The organism is Streptomyces chilikensis, assembly GCF_001642695.1.
Taxonomy (GTDB): Bacteria; Actinomycetota; Actinomycetes; order Streptomycetales; family Streptomycetaceae; genus Streptomyces; species Streptomyces chilikensis.
Genome location: NZ_LWCC02000005.1, coordinates 4,288,630 through 4,306,242, shown reverse-complemented (window position 1 = coordinate 4,306,242; position 17,613 = coordinate 4,288,630). Strand labels below are relative to the sequence as shown.

The 17,613-nt window shown below is 73.3% G+C and carries 16 protein-coding genes and 1 pseudogene; 11 read left to right on the top strand and 6 right to left on the bottom strand.

From position 1 onward, the window contains the following. Positions 1-173 precede the first annotated feature (173 nt). The 6 genes from A2U95_RS19330 (at position 174) to A2U95_RS19305 (ending at position 4,889) form a co-directional block, all read left to right on the top strand. Positions 174-950: an SDR family NAD(P)-dependent oxidoreductase gene (locus A2U95_RS19330; protein ID WP_166024227.1), complete on the top strand. Its 777-nt coding sequence runs from the start codon at positions 174-176 to the stop codon at positions 948-950. 405 nt (positions 951-1,355) lie between these two features. Beyond that, entirely contained in the window at positions 1,356-1,931 is a 576-nt protein-coding gene (locus tag A2U95_RS19325; protein ID WP_166024224.1) for a snapalysin family zinc-dependent metalloprotease, read from the top strand. Between the two features lie 252 nt (positions 1,932-2,183). Then, on the top strand, positions 2,184-2,930 hold the full coding sequence (locus A2U95_RS19320; protein ID WP_166024222.1) for a GntR family transcriptional regulator: 747 nt from the start codon (positions 2,184-2,186) through the stop codon (positions 2,928-2,930). Further along, a complete protein-coding gene (locus A2U95_RS19315; protein WP_206282914.1) occupies positions 2,927-3,580 on the top strand; it encodes a bifunctional 4-hydroxy-2-oxoglutarate aldolase/2-dehydro-3-deoxy-phosphogluconate aldolase in 654 nt (217 codons plus the stop codon). Before A2U95_RS19320 ends, A2U95_RS19315 begins: the two co-directional genes overlap by 4 nt. Beyond that, positions 3,573-4,517: a sugar kinase gene (locus A2U95_RS19310; RefSeq protein ID WP_166024220.1), complete on the top strand. Its 945-nt coding sequence runs from the start codon at positions 3,573-3,575 to the stop codon at positions 4,515-4,517. Before A2U95_RS19315 ends, A2U95_RS19310 begins: the two co-directional genes overlap by 8 nt. A 45-nt stretch (positions 4,518-4,562) precedes the next feature. Next, entirely contained in the window at positions 4,563-4,889 is a 327-nt protein-coding gene (locus A2U95_RS19305) for a hypothetical protein (RefSeq protein WP_206282913.1), read from the top strand. Here A2U95_RS19305 and A2U95_RS19300 read toward each other — a convergent pair. Beyond that, positions 4,886-6,061 (bottom strand): FAD-dependent oxidoreductase, encoded by a 1,176-nt coding sequence (locus A2U95_RS19300; RefSeq protein WP_166024218.1) that lies wholly within the window; start codon positions 6,059-6,061, stop codon positions 4,886-4,888. The genes A2U95_RS19305 and A2U95_RS19300 overlap by 4 nt on opposite strands. A 92-nt stretch (positions 6,062-6,153) precedes the next feature. Between A2U95_RS19300 and A2U95_RS19295 the strand changes: the two genes are divergently transcribed. Continuing rightward, a complete protein-coding gene (locus A2U95_RS19295) occupies positions 6,154-6,792 on the top strand; it encodes a TetR/AcrR family transcriptional regulator (protein ID WP_166024216.1) in 639 nt (212 codons plus the stop codon). 166 nt (positions 6,793-6,958) lie between these two features. Next, positions 6,959-7,267: pseudogene (locus A2U95_RS19290) on the top strand (IS701 family transposase); the annotation flags it as partial. A 753-nt stretch (positions 7,268-8,020) separates the two neighbouring features. Here the strand turns inward: A2U95_RS19290 and A2U95_RS19285 are convergent. Next, positions 8,021-8,680: a TetR/AcrR family transcriptional regulator gene (locus A2U95_RS19285; protein ID WP_166024211.1), complete on the bottom strand. Its 660-nt coding sequence runs from the start codon at positions 8,678-8,680 to the stop codon at positions 8,021-8,023. Between the two features lie 105 nt (positions 8,681-8,785). Here A2U95_RS19285 and A2U95_RS19280 point away from each other — a divergent pair, with 105 nt between their 5' ends. The 3 genes from A2U95_RS19280 to A2U95_RS19270 all read left to right on the top strand — a co-directional run bounded on the left by A2U95_RS19280 (position 8,786) and on the right by A2U95_RS19270 (position 12,385). Next, the gene (locus tag A2U95_RS19280) at positions 8,786-9,724 is read left to right on the top strand and encodes an alpha/beta hydrolase (RefSeq protein ID WP_166024210.1); all 939 of its coding nucleotides are present in this window, start codon (positions 8,786-8,788) and stop codon (positions 9,722-9,724) included. Between the two features lie 304 nt (positions 9,725-10,028). After that, positions 10,029-10,433: an FKBP-type peptidyl-prolyl cis-trans isomerase gene (locus A2U95_RS19275; RefSeq protein WP_166024208.1), complete on the top strand. Its 405-nt coding sequence runs from the start codon at positions 10,029-10,031 to the stop codon at positions 10,431-10,433. Between the two features lie 563 nt (positions 10,434-10,996). Beyond that, positions 10,997-12,385: an MFS transporter gene (locus A2U95_RS19270; RefSeq protein ID WP_206282912.1), complete on the top strand. Its 1,389-nt coding sequence runs from the start codon at positions 10,997-10,999 to the stop codon at positions 12,383-12,385. A 133-nt stretch (positions 12,386-12,518) separates the two neighbouring features. On the opposite strand, the gene A2U95_RS19265 is transcribed toward A2U95_RS19270, so the two are convergent. From A2U95_RS19265 to lnt, 4 genes are all read right to left on the bottom strand, one after another. Continuing rightward, a complete protein-coding gene (locus A2U95_RS19265) occupies positions 12,519-14,696 on the bottom strand; it encodes a helix-turn-helix domain-containing protein (RefSeq protein WP_240957365.1) in 2,178 nt (725 codons plus the stop codon). A gap of 99 nt (positions 14,697-14,795) precedes the next feature. Further along, positions 14,796-15,611, bottom strand: coding sequence for a 3-hydroxybutyrate dehydrogenase (locus tag A2U95_RS19260; protein WP_166024205.1), 816 nt, complete (start codon positions 15,609-15,611; stop codon positions 14,796-14,798). A gap of 60 nt (positions 15,612-15,671) precedes the next feature. After that, positions 15,672-16,145 carry an NUDIX hydrolase gene (locus A2U95_RS19255; protein WP_166024203.1) on the bottom strand — a complete coding sequence of 158 codons (474 nt, stop codon included), beginning with the start codon at positions 16,143-16,145 and terminating at the stop codon, positions 15,672-15,674. A gap of 9 nt (positions 16,146-16,154) precedes the next feature. Further along, a partial coding sequence (lnt, locus tag A2U95_RS19250; RefSeq protein WP_166024201.1) for an apolipoprotein N-acyltransferase occupies positions 16,155-17,613 on the bottom strand: 1,459 nt, incomplete at its 5' end.

Genomic DNA, 17,613 nt, shown 5'->3' with positions numbered 1-17,613 from the left:
CGTGGCGGTATCGTCTGCCGGGCCCGGTGCGGCGACGGGTTCCGTCTCGCCGCCGGGCGCGCCCACAAGCCGACTCGGCGGCGCCGGAGGGGTTGCGGCACCACCGGCGCCTGGGCGGGAAGCGAGGACGGCCGCCGGCCCCCTCACCGCTCCGTCATGGGAGACGACGCACCTTGAGCAGCATCTTCATCACCGGTTCCGCCCAGGGCATCGGCCACGAGACCGCCCGCGTACTGATCGAGGCCGGACATCACGTCGTGGCCCACGCCCGCGACGAACAGCGCGCCGCGGAGCTGCGGGCCTCGCTGCCCGGCGCCGCCGCGGTGCTGGCCGGCGACCTGGCGTCGCTGGAGGGCACCCGCGCGCTGGCCGCCGCGGCGGCCGGGGCCGGGCCCTTCGACACCGTGATCCACAACGCCGGCGTGGGCGGCGGCGCGGCCCGGCGGGTGGTGACCGCCGACGGCCTGGGCCAGATCTTCCAGGTCAACGTGGTGGCGCCCTACCTGCTGACCGCGCTGCTCCCCCGCCCGGCACGGCTGGTGTACCTCACCTCGGGACTGGAGTCCGAAGGCCGCCTGGACTTCGACGACCTGACGCTCGAGAAGCGCGAGTGGGACGGCATGCAGGCCTATTCCGACAGCAAGCTCATGGACGTGGTGCTGGCGTTCGCCGTGGCGCGGCTGTGGCCGGACACCGTGGTCAACGCGGTGGACCCCGGCTGGGTCCGCACCCGGCTCGGCGGTCCGGACGCCACGGACGCACTGCCGGACGGCGCCGAGACCCCGGTGTGGCTGGCCTCCTCGGACGAGCCGGAGGCGCTGGTCACCGGCCGCTACCTCAAGCACCGCGTGTCCCTGAGGGCCAACCCGGCCGCCTACGACCTCGACGTCCAGGAGCGCCTGCTGGCCCTCCTCGCCGGCATCACCGGCGAACCCCTCACGGCCGCCTGACCCGGCGGGCACCACGCGGGGGCCATCCCCGGCGGACGCCGCGCTCCCCCACCGGACCGCCGTCGTCGGCGCGGTTCACGTCCTCCTTCCTCCGGGTCCGGAGGAAGGAGGACGTGAACCGGAAGGTCTCGAACCGGCCTGACGCCGGGTCGGAGCCGACGCCTCCGGCGGGCCGGCCGACGCGTGACCGGCCGGTTCGCGGGCGGCGGGCGCGCCGTGCCGCGTGTGCCATGGATCCTTTCCGGCCGATCTTGCATGGCATGTGCATGACTAAGCCGTCGTGCTGGGCAGAGTCATGGAGTTCCGGAGAGCCAGGAGTTCCCACGAGCGCATACCCCGTCGCCGCGGATCTCCTCCCCCACCCCGGTCCCCAGCGGGGCCGCCCCCACGAGTGAAGGGACAGCTATGCAGAAGTTCTTGTGGCTGAAGACAGCCGGCGCCGCCGCGGCGATCACCCTGGCAGCGGCCACGGCGGCGCAGGCCACGCCCGCCCCGGCGGGGGCGGTGGACGCAGCGGCGGTGGTGACGCTCCGCTACGACGACAGCCGCGCCGTCGGCTGGGAGTCGGCGATCGCCGCCGGAGTCGCCTCCTGGAACGCGAACGTCGACAACGTCGAACTGGTCGAGGCCGCGCCCGGCACCCGGGCCGAGATCGTGATCGTCGCCACCAGCGGCTGGCCGCAGGCCTATCTCGGACCGGTCCGCCCCGGGGGCCAGGTCCGCGTCGAACTCGGCAGCCAGGCCGTGTCGCAGGGGTACAACAAGACGCGCATCGCCGCCCACGAGCTCGGCCACAGCCTCGGCCTGCCCGACACCAAGCCCGGCCCGTGCTCCCAGCTGATGTCCGGGTCGAGCGCCGGCACCAGCTGCACCAACGCGGTCCCCAACCTGACCGAACAGGCCCGCGTCGAGTCCTTCTACGCCAACCGCCTGACCGCGCCCGTCCCCGCCGGCGGCCGCACCCTCGTCGACGCCCACTAGGGCCGGCCCGGGACCGTCCGGCGCCGCCCCCGCGCGGTCGCCGCCCTGATGGCACCGCCCGCCGGGGGCGGCATCAGGGCGGCCGGGGGCACCGTGGCGGCGTGTTGCTCGTCCACTTGCTTCCCCGCAGGGGAAATGCCTCTCGGACGGGGAGGGAGAGGGCGGGGGAATGGCCCATCCGGGTCATTGCGGCACCTGGCTCGTCGACTACCGTACAAGCACGTCGGACGAGGTCGGGAGGGGAGACCCGCGATGGTCTCGGCCAACGGGTTGCACGCGGCGCGCGCACGGGGGCGGAACACCGGACGGCTCGTGTACGAGTTCCTGCGCGCGCGGATCGCGGGGCTGGAGCTGCGCCCGGGCGCGGCGCTGTCGGAGAACGACCTGGCGGCCGAGCTCGGCGTGAGCCGCACGCCGCTCCGCGAGAGCCTGGTCCTGCTCGGCGAGGAGGGCCTGGTGGACGTGTATCCGCAGCTGGGCACCTTCGTGTCGTGGATCCGGCCGCAGGCCGTGGCCTCCGCCCGGTTCGTCCGTGAGGCGCTGGAGCCGGCCGCCCTGCGCGACGGTGTGCCGCAGGCCACCGAGCGGGACGTCCTGGAGCCGCGGGCCCTGCTCGCCGGGCAGGCCGAGGCCGGCCGGCGCGGCGACCCGGAGACGTTCCTCCGGCTCGACGAGGAGTTCCACGCCCGGCTGATGGCGGTCGGCGGGCACGGAGACGTCTGGCCGGTGGCGGGGCGGGCCAAGGCCCACCTGGACCGGGCGCGGCGGCTGTCGCTCCCCCCGGAGGACCGGATCACCCTGCTGGTCCAGCAGCACACCGACGTGGTCGACGCCCTGGAGCGGGGGGACGCGGGCGGCACCGGCACGGCGCTCCGCGGCCACCTGCGGCAGGTCTTCGCCGACGTCGGGGCCATCCGTGACCGCCACCCCGAACTGTCCGGCGGCGACGACAGCGCGCCGCCCCGCCGGCAGCCCCGTGCGAAGGAGCAGCACCGATGAGCGTTCCCCTGAGTCCGGTCCTCCTGGAGAGCCGCGTGATCGCGGTGCTGCGCGCCGCGGACGCGTCGTTCCTGCGGCCCGCGGCGGAAGCGCTGGCCGAGGAGGGCGTGCGCAGCTTCGAGGTGACGCTGACCACCGCCGGCGGCCTGGACGCGATCGCCGATCTGGCCGGATCCCTGGGGCCGGACGCCGAGGTGGGCGCGGGCACCGTGCTCACGGTGGAGGACCTGGAGGCCGTGCTGGCGGCCGGGGCCCGGTACGTGGTCACCCCGCACACCGATCCCGGGCTGATCCGCGCGGCGGTGCGGCGGGGGGTGCCGATCGTGCCGGGCGGGCTCACCCCCACCGAGCTGCGCACCGGCTGGGCCGCGGGGGCGAGCGCCGTGAAGCTGTTCCCGGCGTCCGCGGTCGGCCCGCGGTACGTGAAGGACCTGCACGGACCGTTCCCCGGCATGCCGGTGATCCCGTCCGGCGGCGTGGACCGGGCGAGTGCCGGTGAGTGGATCCGGGTCGGGTGCCCGGCCGTGAGCCTGGGCGGTCCGCTGCTCGGCGACGCGCTCGCCGGCGGTGACCTCGGCGAGCTGCGGCTGCGGGCGCGGGAGGTCGTGAAGGGCGTGGCCGAGGCCGCGGCGGAGGTGTCCGGTGGCTGAGGTCGTCACCCTCGGGGAGACCATGGCCCTGCTCGCGCCCGAGCGGGTCGGCGCCCTCGCCCACGTGCCGGGGATGAGCCTGGGCATCGGCGGCGCGGAGAGCAACGTCGCGGTCGGTCTGCGCCGGCTGGGCGTGCCGACGGCCTGGATCGGACGGGTCGGGGACGACCCGTTCGGGCGGCGGGTGCTGCGCGAACTGCGCGGCGAGGACCTGGACGTGCGGGCCGTGGTGGACGCGGGCGCGCCGACCGGGCTGATGGTCAAGGAGCGGCGCACGGCGCGGACGTCCGGGGTCTGGTACTACCGCGCGGGCAGCGCCGGGTCCCGGCTCTCCCCCGGCGACGTTCCGGACGGGGTCTTCCGCGGCGCGCGGCTGCTGCACGTCACCGGCATCACCCCGGCCCTGTCGGCGTCGGCCGCGGACGCGGTGCGGCACGCCGTGGCGGTCGCCGGGGAGCACGGTCTGCTGGTCTCCTTCGACGTCAACCTCCGCACCAGGCTGTGGAGCCCGGCCGAGGCGGCGGAAGGGCTGGCCTGGCTGGTCCGGGAGGCGGACGTGGTGTTCGCCGGGCCGGAGGAGGCCGAGCTGTTCGTGGCCGCGGACGAGGATCCGCTGGAGGTCGCCGCCGCGCTGTGCGCCCTGGGGCCCTCGCAGGCGGTGGTGAAGCTGGGCGCGGACGGGTGCGCGGCGGTCGCCGACGGCGAGAGGGCGCGGATGCCCGCGGTGCGGGTGGACGTGGTGGACACGGTGGGCGCGGGCGACGCCTTCGTGGCCGGGTACCTCGCCGAACTGCTCGCGGGCAGGCCCTTGGCGGAGCGGCTCAGGACGGCTTCGGCCACCGGCGCGTTCGCCTGCACCGTCCCCGGGGACTGGGAGGGCCTGCCCACCCGCGGGGAGCTGGGTCTGCTGACGGCCTCGGAGAACGTCTCGCGCTGAGGCGGACGACCGGCCCGGCGGCGGACCGGTCGTGCGCCGCTCACCGTGTACGTCACGTCGCTCGCCGTGTACGTCACGTCGCCCACCGAGCCGTTGACGGTGCTGCCGCGCCGGCACGGCGTACGGCCGCTGCTCGCGACCTGGGGCACGCCGTGCGAGGGGGTGGAGCGGCACAACCTTCGTGCCGCGGTCGCACCGGCCGGGAGCAGCCCGGCCGGTCGCGGCCGGGTGACGGCCACCGCTCGGCGTCCGGTCCCGGAGCCCCACCGCCGCCGGCCCGGCGCGAAGCCCGACGGCGGGGAGGCGCTCGCCGCGACGACGGGGAGCCTGCTGCCGCCGCTCATCGACGGCGCGGCGAAACGGACCGTCTAGCGAGTGGCGGACCGTGGTCCGCCTGCGGTGGGCAGGGAGGGCGGCTCGTAGTCGTACAGGTATCCCTGCGCCCGTTCGAAGAACGGGAGGAGCACGCGCATCTTCGCCGAGTTGATCTGTCGCTTCACGGCGCCGGGCCTCTTGCTCTCACGGGCGTTGTGCCCGTGCTTGAGCAGCTTGTCGATGCGCGGGCGACGTGTCGCGTCGTAGGCCTCGAGTGCCGCCGGGACGGTCGGGGCGCTGCTCAGCGCCGCCGCGAGCTCCAACGCGTCCTCGACGCACATCGAGGCGCCGTGTCCGACGCCGACGGGGTGGGCGGCGTCGCCGACCAGGACCATGCGCCCACCGTGCCACTTCTGGACCGGGTCGCAGACGTTCAGGCAGCCGGACGCCACTATCGATGTCGCGGCTCCGACGACGGCCCTCGGCATCGCCTCCGGAAACAGCTCGGTGACGCGCCGCAGCCACTGCGCGTCGCCGATGCCCCGCAGGTCGGGCTTGACCGGATCCCCGATCTGAGCCGTCCACCACTGGGTCCTTTCGTCGATGCTGGTGTACACGAAGGCACCGTTGCGCGCGTAGGAGAGGTTCCAGATGCCGGGCTCGAGACCCGTCATGGCGGCGATTCCGGCGACCCCGTAGAGCCCCGCGTACTCCGCGCGCGGCGCGGACGGGTCGATCAGCCCGCGCACGGTCGACCGGACGCCGTCGGCGCCCACGAGCAGTTCCGCGGTGTCGCGCCGGCCGGTGGCGAATTCGGCCACCACGCCGTCCGCCGACCCCGTCGCGCCCACCAGGCGTTCGCCGGTGACGATCTGCGCGCCCGCGTCGAGCGCCGCGCGCCGCAGGATCGCCACGAGCCGTCCGCGCTGGAGCGAGATGCTGCGCATCGAGTCGGCTTCGCGCCGAAGACGCGGCACGTCACCCAGGAGGCGGCCGCCCGCCGTGTAGAACCGCATCCGGTCGACGGGGAATCCGGCCGCCAGTACGTCGTGTAAGCAGCCCAGCTTCTCCAGTGCGCGCAGGCCGTTGACCGCCAGGCCGAAGTGGGCGCCGACGTCCTCGACCGGAACCTCGTACGCCTCGTAGACGGTCACGTCGTGACCGATCTGCCGCAGTGCAAGGGCGGTGGCGGGTCCGGCTATCCCGCCACCGATCACGATCGTCCGCACGGTGTCTCCCTGAATCGAGTTTCACTGAATTCTGATTCAGTGAAAGTGTGTTCCGATACGCTGACGTCTGTCAACGGTCGATGGAGGACGACATGCCGCAGGCGAGGACCGCCAGTCGAAAAGTCCGGGCGGCCCAGACCCGTGCCGCGCTGCTGGACGCGGCGCGGGGGCTGTTCAGCGATCGCGGCTACCTCAATACGAAGATCACCGACATCACCGCCGCGGCCGGACGCTCGACCGGTTCGTTCTACGAACACTTCGCCGACAAGGACGAGCTGCTCCAGGCGCTCCTCGCCGAGATGGAGGAGGCGATCGACGAGCGCATGGCCGGCCTGGAGCACCCCCGCGACCACGACCTGACCGACCGCGACCAGCTGCGCGACCACGTCGGTGTCGCGTGGACGGTGATGCGGCAGAACCGCCCGGTCACGCTCGCACTGTTCCAGGCGATGGTGGCCGACGACCCCGGCACGGGCCGGGTCTGGCGCGACCTGCGCGAGCAGACGGGAACCATCCGGGAGCACCTGGAGTACCTGGTCGAGCGCGGACACCAACTGCCCGGCGACCCCGAGTTCGTCGCGACGGCGATGGGCGCGATGCTCGTCACCCTCAACTACGCCGTGCTCACGCCCCCCGGTGGCGAGGACGACCAGCACGTCATCGACACCCTCACGGATCTGCTGCTGCACGGGCTGGCCGGCCCGGCGTCACGATCAGCGGATGAACTCTGAAGGACCGCGCGCGCGTCGGTCCCGCCCTGTTCGGCCGACTGGTGCTCCAGCAGGACCTTGGCGTCCGGCCTGCGGGTTCACTGGGCGGCCGGAGTGCGGCGACTTCGATCGTGCGGGGGCGGTCGCACGGGGACCGCCCCTCGATCGTGCGACGACGCCGCAGGCGATGACAGCGGCAAGGCGGCCTCCGAGGGTGATCACCGGTTACGCCGCCGCGCGAGGGGACCTGGAACTGGCCGACCTCTTCCTGACCCTCGGGCACCGCTTCGGCCGAGTCGAGTCCCGCCGCCGCACGCGTGACCACGTGCGCGGGCCGCCCGCCCCGTGGTCCGCAAGAACGGCCGGCAGCCGGCCGAACAGGCCTCCCACACACGACGGCCTGCAGGCATACGTCGCCGACAAGCCCGGCGAGACCGACGGCCTTCTGATCAGCGACGACACCGGGTTCACCGAGAAGGGCACCACCTCAGCCGGCTTTCCCCAAGGGGCGCACGCCCAGATGCCGGCGGGCATGCCCGCGGTGAACAACCACTTCTCGCGGTCGGCGGTGGTGCGGGCGGCGTAGCCGTCGACGTCGTGCGGCCATTCGGCGTCGCCGCAGGTGAGAGCCATGAACATGGTGGCCTGGTGGTCCGCGGGGATGCCCGGGGATGTCGGTGTGCCGGGAACCGCTGCGGGCGTGCGGTCGAGCCGGCCGGCGAGGGTGAGGTAGGTGTGGGTTACCTGCGCGACGTTCGCGCCCAGCCCGAGGGTGCCGGCCTGTGCCGCGGCGACGCGGGCGGCATCGGGGAACCGGATCCAGTTCGGTGAGAATGCGGGAGACGTAGGCCTTCACGGTCTCGTGACTGATGACCAGTTCGGTGGGCGATTCCGGAGGCCACCCCGGCCTCGTGGGGGTTGATGCTGCTGAAGGCGGTGCCGGGGCGCCCCCGGACGCCTCCCGGGCCGGGCACCGGATCCAGGAAGCCGGACAGTGGGAGCGCGTCCGCCGGCAGGACCGGTGCGGCAGTCCGGCCCAGTTGACCAGCGCGGTGGGCATGGGGGAAGGCGCAGGAGCAGGCACGGACTCGCCAGGTGGTCATGGGACTTCGGCACTCACATGACCACCGGGACCGTTCCCGCACCGCGTCCGCCCCCGCCCGGACCGGGATGTCCTCGCCAAGGGCGGGCCGGCACGGCACCTCGGACGAAACGTGATCACGCAAAGGCCCCTGCCGCCGGCCCGTGTTCAGCGATCGGTGGACCGCGAAGCTTGGGCCGCCGCGACGCGGTCCGCGATGTGGTCGATGACCACGTTGACCGCCCGGCGGTACGGGGTGGCGTCCTGGCTCACCTGCGACAGGAGCATGCCGCCTTGTATCGCGGCCAGCAGCGTGACCGCAAGCGCCGGAACGTCCTCGTCAGCTCCGAGGTCACCGCGCTCGCGCATGCGAGCGAGCCCGGATTCGATCGCCGCCTGCCACGCGGCGAATCCCGTGGCCAGGCCGAGGCGAGCCGAGGGGTCGATGTCCGACAACTCGCTCGCGAGCGAGCCGATCTCGCACCCTCCGGCGCAGTGCACCGCGTCCAGGCGGACGGCGGCGCGTTCGCACCATTCACGCAACGCGTCGATGCTGTCGAGGTGGTCGAGCAAGGGCCGCTGCTGTTCGAGCTTCACGGTGCTCTGGTACTCGATCACCGCCGCCGTGAGGCCCTTCTTGTCCCCGAAGTAGTGATAGATCTGCGAGGCACTCACCTGAGCTCGGCGCTGCACGTCAGGGATGCTCGTGCCGGCGACGCCCTGCTTGAACATCAGCTCGGCAGCGGCGCGCAGGATGCGGTCCCGCGTGCGACGACCGCCCTCGGTGCTCGCCGCCTTGACCCGGGTCCCGACACTGCGCGTCTGCATGGGAGCCAGCCTACCAAGGATTGGAATTGACTTTCCAATTTCGCGGCGCCTACGGTTGGAGCGTTCATTCCAAGATCGTTCCAGCACCCGTGAAAGGTGCAGCTCATGGCTCTCGACCCGCAGATCCAGACCGTGCTCGACGACTTGGCCGCAACCCCCGCGCCCGCAGCCAACACCCTCACCGTGGCGGAGAACCGCGCCCTCGGTCTTGCGTTCGCCTCGTTCGCCGGTGACGTCACCCCGGTTCGCGAGGTTCGCGACACGACCTTCCGCAACGGTGACCACGACGTCCCGATCCGCATCTACACACCCGAGACGGCCCCGACGGGCCCGCCCGTCCCGGTGACGGTGTTCTTCCACGGCGGCGGCTGGGTGTTCGGCGATCTCGACAGCCAGGACCACTTCGCCAGGGTGGTCGCGACGCGGTCGAAGACCGTCGTCGTCTCCGTCGACTACCGGCTGGCGCCGGAGCACCGGTTCCCGGGAGCCGTCGAAGACACCTACGCGGCGCTGCAGTGGGTCGAGCGGAACGCGGGCACCTTCGGCGCCGATCCGAAGCGCATCGCCCTGTTCGGAGAGAGCGCGGGAGGCAACCTCGCCGCCGTCACCGCGCAGGAGGCGAAGCGACGCGGCGGACCGACCGTCACCTTCCAGGCCCTCGCCTATCCCGCAACCGACCGTTTCGACGACAGCGCGTCGATGTACGACAACGCTGCCGGCCCCCTGCTGACGCGCCCTTGGCTCGAGTGGTTCTGGGGCGCCTACCTGAACACCCCCGACGAGGGCGCCGACCCCCGCGTCTCTCCGCTGCGCGCGGAAGACCTCACCGGGCTCCCGGCCACGTTCGTCGTCACTGCCGAACTCGACCCACTGCGCGACCAGGGCGTCCGGTACGCGGACGCTCTCCGCGACGCCGGAGTGCCGGTGACGCACCGACCGGTCGAGGGAGTGCCCCACGCGTTCCTGTCCTTCACCCGCGACGTCCAGGTCTCGCGCGACGTGCTGAACGAGATCGGCGATGCCATCGGCGCGGCCTTTGCGTGATGGCGGGCCGCCCGACGGTGAGCGCCGCAATCCGGGTCCCGACGACATCGAGATCAGATGAACGGACGCAGTCGTCCTCTCACCGGCGACGCCTGACCGCCGGACGGCAGGTCCTGCTTGCCCCGGTCCACCTGCGCTGCGGGGACACCTGCGCCCGTCGTGCGAAAGATCATCATGTGTGGCCACCGGATCCGGTGTGCTCCGGGGACGTGCGTTCTCGGTAGCGTGACCACCTGCGGCACGGAATGTCCCGGTGTCCGACTGGTCCGTGCGACGGCTTGCGACTGACAGTGATGAGGCTGCAATGAGTGAACCGACGAAGCCCGAGGTCACCGTTCCGGAGGTTGACGCTCCTGCCGAGCTGACCATCCGGGACCTGGTCGTCGGGGACGGAGCCGAGGTGAAGCCGGGCATGGTGGTCCGGGTCCACTATGTCGGGGTGACCTTCGAGTCCGGGAAGCAGTTCGATGCCTCCTGGGACCGCGGTCAGCCGTTCAAGTTCGCCCTGGGCAGTGGCAAGGTCATCAAGGGCTGGGACCGGGGGGTGAGGGGGATGAAGGTCGGCGGTCGGCGCGAGATCATCGTTCCCCCGCGTCTCGGCTACGGCAATCAGTCGCCTTCGCCGTTGATCCCGGCAGGCTCGACCCTGGTCTTCGTGGTGGACCTGCTGGACTCGTACTCCAGCACGAACGGGTGGAGCAACTCTTAGTGGCCCTGGCCGCTCCCCCTGCGGCGTGCCGCGTCGTCCGCCGGGGTGGGCACGGCCGTGCTCCTCGCCATCGCTCCCGCTTCCGTCTCCGCAGATCCGTACCCGCTGCTGTTTCTCCTGGTCGGCTCGGTGCGACTGCCGTACCACCAGCGGACCAAGAACCTCCTGGGACCGACGTGCACCGCGCCCGGACGCAGCGCCTTGCCCGTGCCGACGGCGGCTGAACAGCAAGGCCTGACTCGGTCTCTCAGGCCGGTCGCCCGCCACGCGACAACTCTGGACCGATCAATCCCCGATGCCCGGGTTCAACGGAGCACAGTCAGCACCAAGTCGGCACGGGAGTCAGCTCCGCACGGTCGAACCACCCTGAACCACGCGTCCCGGACGAGACTCGTTTCGGCCACCATCGATCCCTTGACCCACCTTTCCCTGAGCCAGCATGGTGGCCGCGCGCATAGTCAACCCTCGAACTATGTTGCCCCGCCACATGTGCGTCTGACCTGCGGATTCCTACGGTGTGGCGACACGTAGACGTCCCCATCCCACATCTGGAAGTGGTCACCATGGCCTCATCGGCAGCCGCGCCCCCGACGCCGAACAGCTTGAAGAAGATCGTCGCCGCGAGCCTGATCGGCACCACCATCGAGTGGTACGACTTCTTCCTCTACGGTTCGGCCGCCGCGCTGGTGTTCAACACCCTGTTCTTCCCGGACGAGGATCCGCTGGTCGGCACGCTGCTGTCGTTCCTGACGTACGCCGTCGGCTTCCTGGCCCGCCCGCTGGGCGCCCTGGTGTTCGGTCACTACGGCGACCGGCTGGGCCGCAAGAAGCTGCTGGTGATCAGTCTGCTGATGATGGGCGGCGCGACCTTCGCCATCGGTCTGCTGCCGACCCACGCCACCATCGGCAGCGCGGCGCCGGTCCTGCTGACGGTGCTCCGTCTGGTGCAGGGCTTCGCGCTCGGCGGCGAGTGGGGCGGCGCGGTGCTGCTGGTGTCGGAGCACGGTGACCCGAAGCGGCGCGGTTTCTGGGCCTCGTGGCCGCAGACCGGCGCCCCGGCCGGCCAGCTGCTGGCCACCGGCGTGCTGGCGCTGCTGACCGCCACGCTCTCGGAGAGCGCCTTCAACTCGTGGGGCTGGCGCATACCGTTCCTGCTCTCCGGCCTGCTGGTGGTCGTCGGTCTGTGGATCCGCCTGTCGGTCGACGAGTCGCCCGTCTTCAAGCAGGCGCTGGCCGCCGCCGAGGCCCGCAAGGCCGAGGGCGCCGCCGAGAAGCTTCCGCTGGTCGCCGTCTTCCGGCACCACTGGAAGGACATCCTGATCGCGATGGGCGCCCGCATGGCGGAGAACATCTCGTTCTACGTGATCACCGCGTTCATCCTGGTGTACGCCGTCGAGGCGGCCGAGATGTCCAAGCAGACCGCGCTGAACGCGGTGCTGGTCGGTTCCGCGATCCACTTCTGCGCGGTTCCGGCCTGGGGCGCGCTCTCCGACCGCTGGGGCCGGCGCCCGGTCTACATGCTCGGCGCGGCCGGCATCGGCCTGTGGGTGTTCCCGTTCTTCTGGCTGATCGACAAGGGCGGCTTCCTCTCCCTGCTGACCGCGGTGACGGTGGGTCTGGTCCTGCACGGCGCCATGTACGCCCCGCAGGCGGCGTTCTTCTCCGAGCTGTTCTCGACCCGGGTTCGCTACTCCGGCGCCTCGATCGGTGCCCAGTTCGCCTCGGTGGCGGCGGGTGCTCCGGCGCCGCTGATCGCGACCGCGCTGCTGTCGAGCTACGGCACCTCCACCCCGATCTCCCTGTACGTGATCGCGGCGGCGGTCGTCACGCTGATCGCGGTGGCCGTGGCCAAGGAGACCCGCGACCGGGACCTGAACGACATCGACGGCACCGGCTCCGCGGACTCCCCGGCCGCGCCCGCCGAGGCCGCGAGGAGCGGGCAGACGGTCTGAGCCGGCGGTGGCCGGCACGTGCGGGGCGGGGCGGAGTTCACCGGCCCGCCCCGCACGGTGAAAGCCCCGCACGCCGGACGAGAGGCCCCGCACACCAGGTGTGCGGGGCCTTCCGCGCGCGCCGCGGCGGCGGTCAGCCGCGGGGCGGCGAGGCCAGGCGCTGCAGGCGCAGGGCGAGCTGGATCTCCAGGGCCCGGTCGGGGCGCTGCCAGTCCTCGCCGAGCAGGCGGCCCACCCGCTCCAGCCGTTGCGCCACCGTGTTGACGTGGACGTGGAGCGCGTCCTTGGTGCGGGCGGGGCTCATCCCGCAGGCGAAGTAGGCGTCGAGCGTGCGCACCAGGTCGGTGCCGCGCCGTTCGTCGTAGGCGACGACCTCTCCGATGGTGCGGCCGACGAAGCCGGAGATGTCCCGGTCCCCCGCGAGGAGCAGCCCGACGAAGCCGAAGTCCTCGGCCGCCGCGCCGTCACCCGCCCGCCCGAGGAGGCGGAGGGCGTCCAGGCAGCGCCGGGCCTCCTGGTAGGCGACGGCCACCTGGTCGGGTCCCGACGACAGCACCTCCTGCGGCGCGGACGCCCCGACGGTGACCGCGTCGTGCACGGCGGTGCTGAGCCTGCGCGCGACGTCGCGGGCCAGGTCGGTGGCGCTGCCGCCGGGCGGCAGCGGGAGCAGCAGCACCGTGCCGCCGTCGCGGGCCGCGGCCAGGCCGTGGCGGGTGGAGGCCAGGTGGGAGGCGGCGGACCACAGCCGGCGGCGGGCCTCCGCCTCGGCGTCGCCGCCGGGCGCGGTGGCGTCCAGGCGTGCGGCGAGCACCACGTGGGTGACGTCGAGGTCGGCGTGCAGGCGGGCGGCGCGCATCCGCAGCAGCCGGGGGTCGTGGTCGCGGGCGTCGAGGAGGTCGTCGAGGAGTTCGCCGCGGACCCGCTGTTCGGCCTCGGCGGCGGAGCGGCGGGCGAGCAGCAGCAGGGAGGTGACCATGGCGGCCCGCTCCAGGGTGCGCTGGTCGACGGGATCGAGGACGGGGTGGCCGCGCAGCACCAGGGCGCCGAGGAGTTCGCCGCTCGCGGTGACGGCGGCGATCCAGTCGTCGCCGTGCGGCACGGCGTGGCCCCCTGCGCGGGACGCCTCCAGCGCCTCGGCGGGGACGGCGGTGATGTCGGCGAAGGACACGGAGCCGTCGAGGACCTCCGACACGGCGGCGGCGACGTCGTGCACCTGGCCGCCGCGGAGCACCAGTTCGGCGAGGCGGTCGTGGACCCCCGAGGCGCGTTCGATGACGGCGCTGCGGTCCCGGATGATCTCGTTGGCCCGCTCCAGTCCGGCGACGGCCGAGCGGGTCTCGGCGAGCAGGTTGGCGGTGTCGATGGCTGCCGCGGCGAGGGCGGCGAAGCTGCTGAGCAGGGCGATCTGGCCGCGTTCGAAGACGCGGGCACGGCGGTCCGCGGCGAACAGCACGCCGATGACGTGGTCGCCGAGCATCAGCGGGACGCCGAGGATGGCGACCAGTCCCTCGTCGTGGACGCCTGCGTCGATGGTGCCGGTGTGCAGGAACCGCTCGTCCTTGAAGTAGTCCTGGGTGACGTACGGGCGGGCGGTCTGGGCGACCAGGCCGCCGAGTCCTTCGCCCATGCCGAGGCGCAGCTGCTGGAACCGGGCGGCGACCGAGCCCTCGGTGACCCGCATGTAGGTGTCGCCACGGCCCGGATCGTTGAGGGAAAGGTAGGCGACGTCGGTTCCGAGGAGGGAACGGGCGCGCTGGACTATGGCCCGCAGCACGGCGTCGAGGTCGCGGGGGCCGGCCAGGTCGTGGGCGGTGGCGAAGAGGGCGGAGAGCTCCTCCTCGCGGCGGCGCCTGCCCTCGAGCTCGGAGCGGACCCGCAGGGCGAGGTCCCTGGCCCGGCGCAGCGCCGCGACCTCGGCCGCGGGCCGCCCCTCGGCGCGGGCCACCAGCACGGGGCGGTCGTAGGCGTCGGCGGAGGCGCCGCGGGCCAGGAGTTCCAGGTAGGGGGTCTCCGCCCCGGCCGCGGCCTCCGCCGCGCCGCCGGAGGCGGGACCCGCGCCGGAGGCGGGGGTGGCACCGGAGGCGGGGGCGGCACCGGGTGCGGCGGCGGTCGCCGCCCCGGCACCGGGCGTGGTCTGCGATCCGGGGGTGGTCCCGGCACCGGGCGTGACCTGCGTGCCGGGAGGGCCCCCTGCTCCGGGCCTGCCGGCCGGCGGAGCGACGGCGGGTCCGTCGGCCGGGCGTGGAGCGGTCGGTTCCGCGGACGGCCGGGCCGTCGGCAGAGGCACGCCCTGCGGGTGATCGTGGGACATGGGCACAGGATTCACCATGGCCGGGGCCCCGGGACACCCCTGTGGACGACGGCCGCTCGGGCGCGGGACGGCGGGCGGCCCCGCGCCCCGCGCGGAAGGTCAGTGCGCGGTCCAGCCGCCGTCCATCACGTAGGAGGACCCGGTGACCGTGGCGGCGGCCGGGCCGCAGAGGAAGGCCACCGCCTCGGCGACCTCGGCCGGCTCGATCAGCCGCTTGACGGCGGTGTCGCGCAGCAGGATCTCGGAGACCACCCGGTCCTCGGGGATGCCGTGCACGGCCGCCTGGTCGGTGATCTGCTTCTCGACCAGTGGTGTGCGCACATAGCCGGGGTTCACACAGTTGGAGGTGACGCCGTGGGGCGCGCCTTCCAGCGCGACCGTCTTGGAAAGGCCCTCCAGCCCGTGTTTGGCGGACACATAGGCCGACTTGAAGGCAGAGGCGCGCAGCCCATGGACGGACGACACATTGACGATGCGTCCCCAGCCCTGCTCGTACATGTGCGGCAGGGCGCCGCGGATCAGCCGGAACGGCGCCTCCAGCATCACCGTGAGCACGGTGTGGAAGACGTCCGGCGGGAACTCGTGCACCGGCCGCACCAACTGGATCCCGGCGTTGTTGACCAGCACGTCGGCACCCGCGGCGGCCCGCTCCGCGGCGTCCAGGTCGGTGAGGTCGAGGACCTGGGGCACCACGGCGCCCCTGAGTCCGGCCGCCTGCCCGGTCAGCTCGGCAAGGCCGCCTTCGTCGCGGTCCACCGCCCGCACCGTGGCGCCCGCGGCGGCCAGCCGCAGCGTGCAGGCGCGCCCGATGCCGCCGGCGGCGCCGGTGACCAGGGCGGTGCGTCCGGAGAGGTCGAGCGGGGACGGCTCGAGGGGGGTCTCGAGGCCCCCGGCAGTGCTGGGCTGCTCGGTCATGGTCCGACCCTAGGCAGCGGCCCCCACCCACCCCATGTGGTCAGCGCCCATACTTCTAGGTCAGCTCATGGGGTCGAACCATGTGGGGGCGTCCGACAGTGCTTGCTTGATCCGCGTCAGCCCGAACTCGTCGAGCTCCGGCAGGGCGTCCACCGGGAACCAGGCCACGTCCAGGGACTCGTCGTCGTTCACCCGGGCCTCGCCGCCGACGGCGCGGCAGCGGAAGGTGATGTCCATGTACTGGCAGACGTCGCCGTTCCCGTACGTCACCGGCCGGAGGGCCTGCACGCTCAGCACCCGCTCCGGGACGCACATGACGGCCGTCTCCTCGAAGACCTCGCGCACCGCGCAGGCGGCGGGCTCCTCCCCCGGCTCGGGGATGCCGCCGATCACCGCCCAGCGACCGGTGTCGGCCCGCCGGTTGAGCAGGACGCGGTGCCGGTCGTCGAGGACGATCGCGGTGACGCCGGGCAGCCACAGCAGCTGGTGCCCGGCGGAGGCGCGGAGCGTGCGGATGAAGTCCGGGGTTGCCATGGTTCGACCCTATCGGTCCGCCCCGGTGCGCCCGGCCCGGACGGTCCGGGCGACCGCCCAGGCCCCGCCCGCGACGCCCAGCAGCACCAGGGTCCACTCGGGCAGCGTCCCCAGCGTCGTGGCCGGGGTGCTGGAGGAACGCAGGGGCACCGTTCCCACCAGGGTCCCGGGGACGAACATGCCGGTGCGCGCGGTCACCCGGCCGTCGGGCAGGATGATCGCGCTGACCCCGCTGGTCACCGGCACGGTCACGGTCCGCCCGTGTTCGACCGCCCGCACCCGGGACATGGCGAGCTGCTGGTAGGTCATCTCGCTGCGCCCGAAGGTGGCGTTGTTGCTGGGCACCGAGAGCATCTGCGCACCGGCCCGCACGGTGTCGCGCACCGCCCAGTCGAAGGCGGCCTCGTAGCAGGTGACCAGCCCGACGCCGGTGCCGTTCATGGCGAAGACGCCCGGGGTGGTGCCGCGGCTGAAGTCCCGGCGGACCATGCTCGTCCAGGTCTCGTTGACGGCGCCGATCAGGGGGCGCAGCGGCAGGTACTCGCCGAACGGCTGCGTCTGCCGCTTGTCGTAGGTGTCGACCGGGCCCTTCTCCGGGTCCCAGAGGATCTGCTCGTTGTAGACCTTGCCGTCCCGCTCCACCACGCCGCCCACGGCGATGGGTGCGTCCACGGCCTTGGCCGCGCGGTCGATGACCTCGGCGGCGTCGGCGTTGGTGAAGGGGTCGATGTCGGAGGAGTTCTCCGGCCAGAGCACCAGGTCCGGCCGCTCGGCCTCGCCGGCCGCGATGCGCTCGGCCAGCCGCTCGGTCTCCCGGACGTGGTGGTCGAGCACCGCGCGCCGCTGGGCGTTGAAGTCGAGGCCCAGCCGGGGGACGTTGCCCTGGATCACGGCGACGGTGGCCGTGCCGTCCTCCGCGTCCGCGTCCACCACGGCCCGCGCGCCGAGCGCGGCGCCGAACGGCGCGAGCAGGCTCAGCAGCGCGGCGGCCGCGGCCCCGCGGCGCACCACGCGGGTCCGGCGGGCCGAGCGGGCCTGCCGGACGGCCTCGCACAGTCCGAAGCCGCTCAGCACCACCGCGAAGCCGAGCAGCGGGGTGCCGCCGAGCGCGGCGAGCGGCAGGAGGACGCCGTCGGCCTGGCCGAAGGCCACCTTGCCCCAGGGGAAGCCGCCGAACGGGAACCGGGCACGGGCCGCCTCGCCGGCCGTCCAGACCGCGGCGGCCCACAGCGGCCAGGCGGGCAGCCGGGAGACCGCGGCGATGCCCGCCGCGGTGAGCGCGAGGAACACCGCCTCCACGGCCACCAGCGCCAGCCACGGTCCGGGCCCGACCTCGATGCCGGTCCACACCAGCAGCGGCAGCAGGTAGCCGAGGGCGAAGAGGTAACCGAGGCCGAAGGCCGGCTTCCACCGGCGGCCGCGCAGCGCCCGGCCGAGGACGGCGAAGGCGGGAAGGGCCAGCCACCAC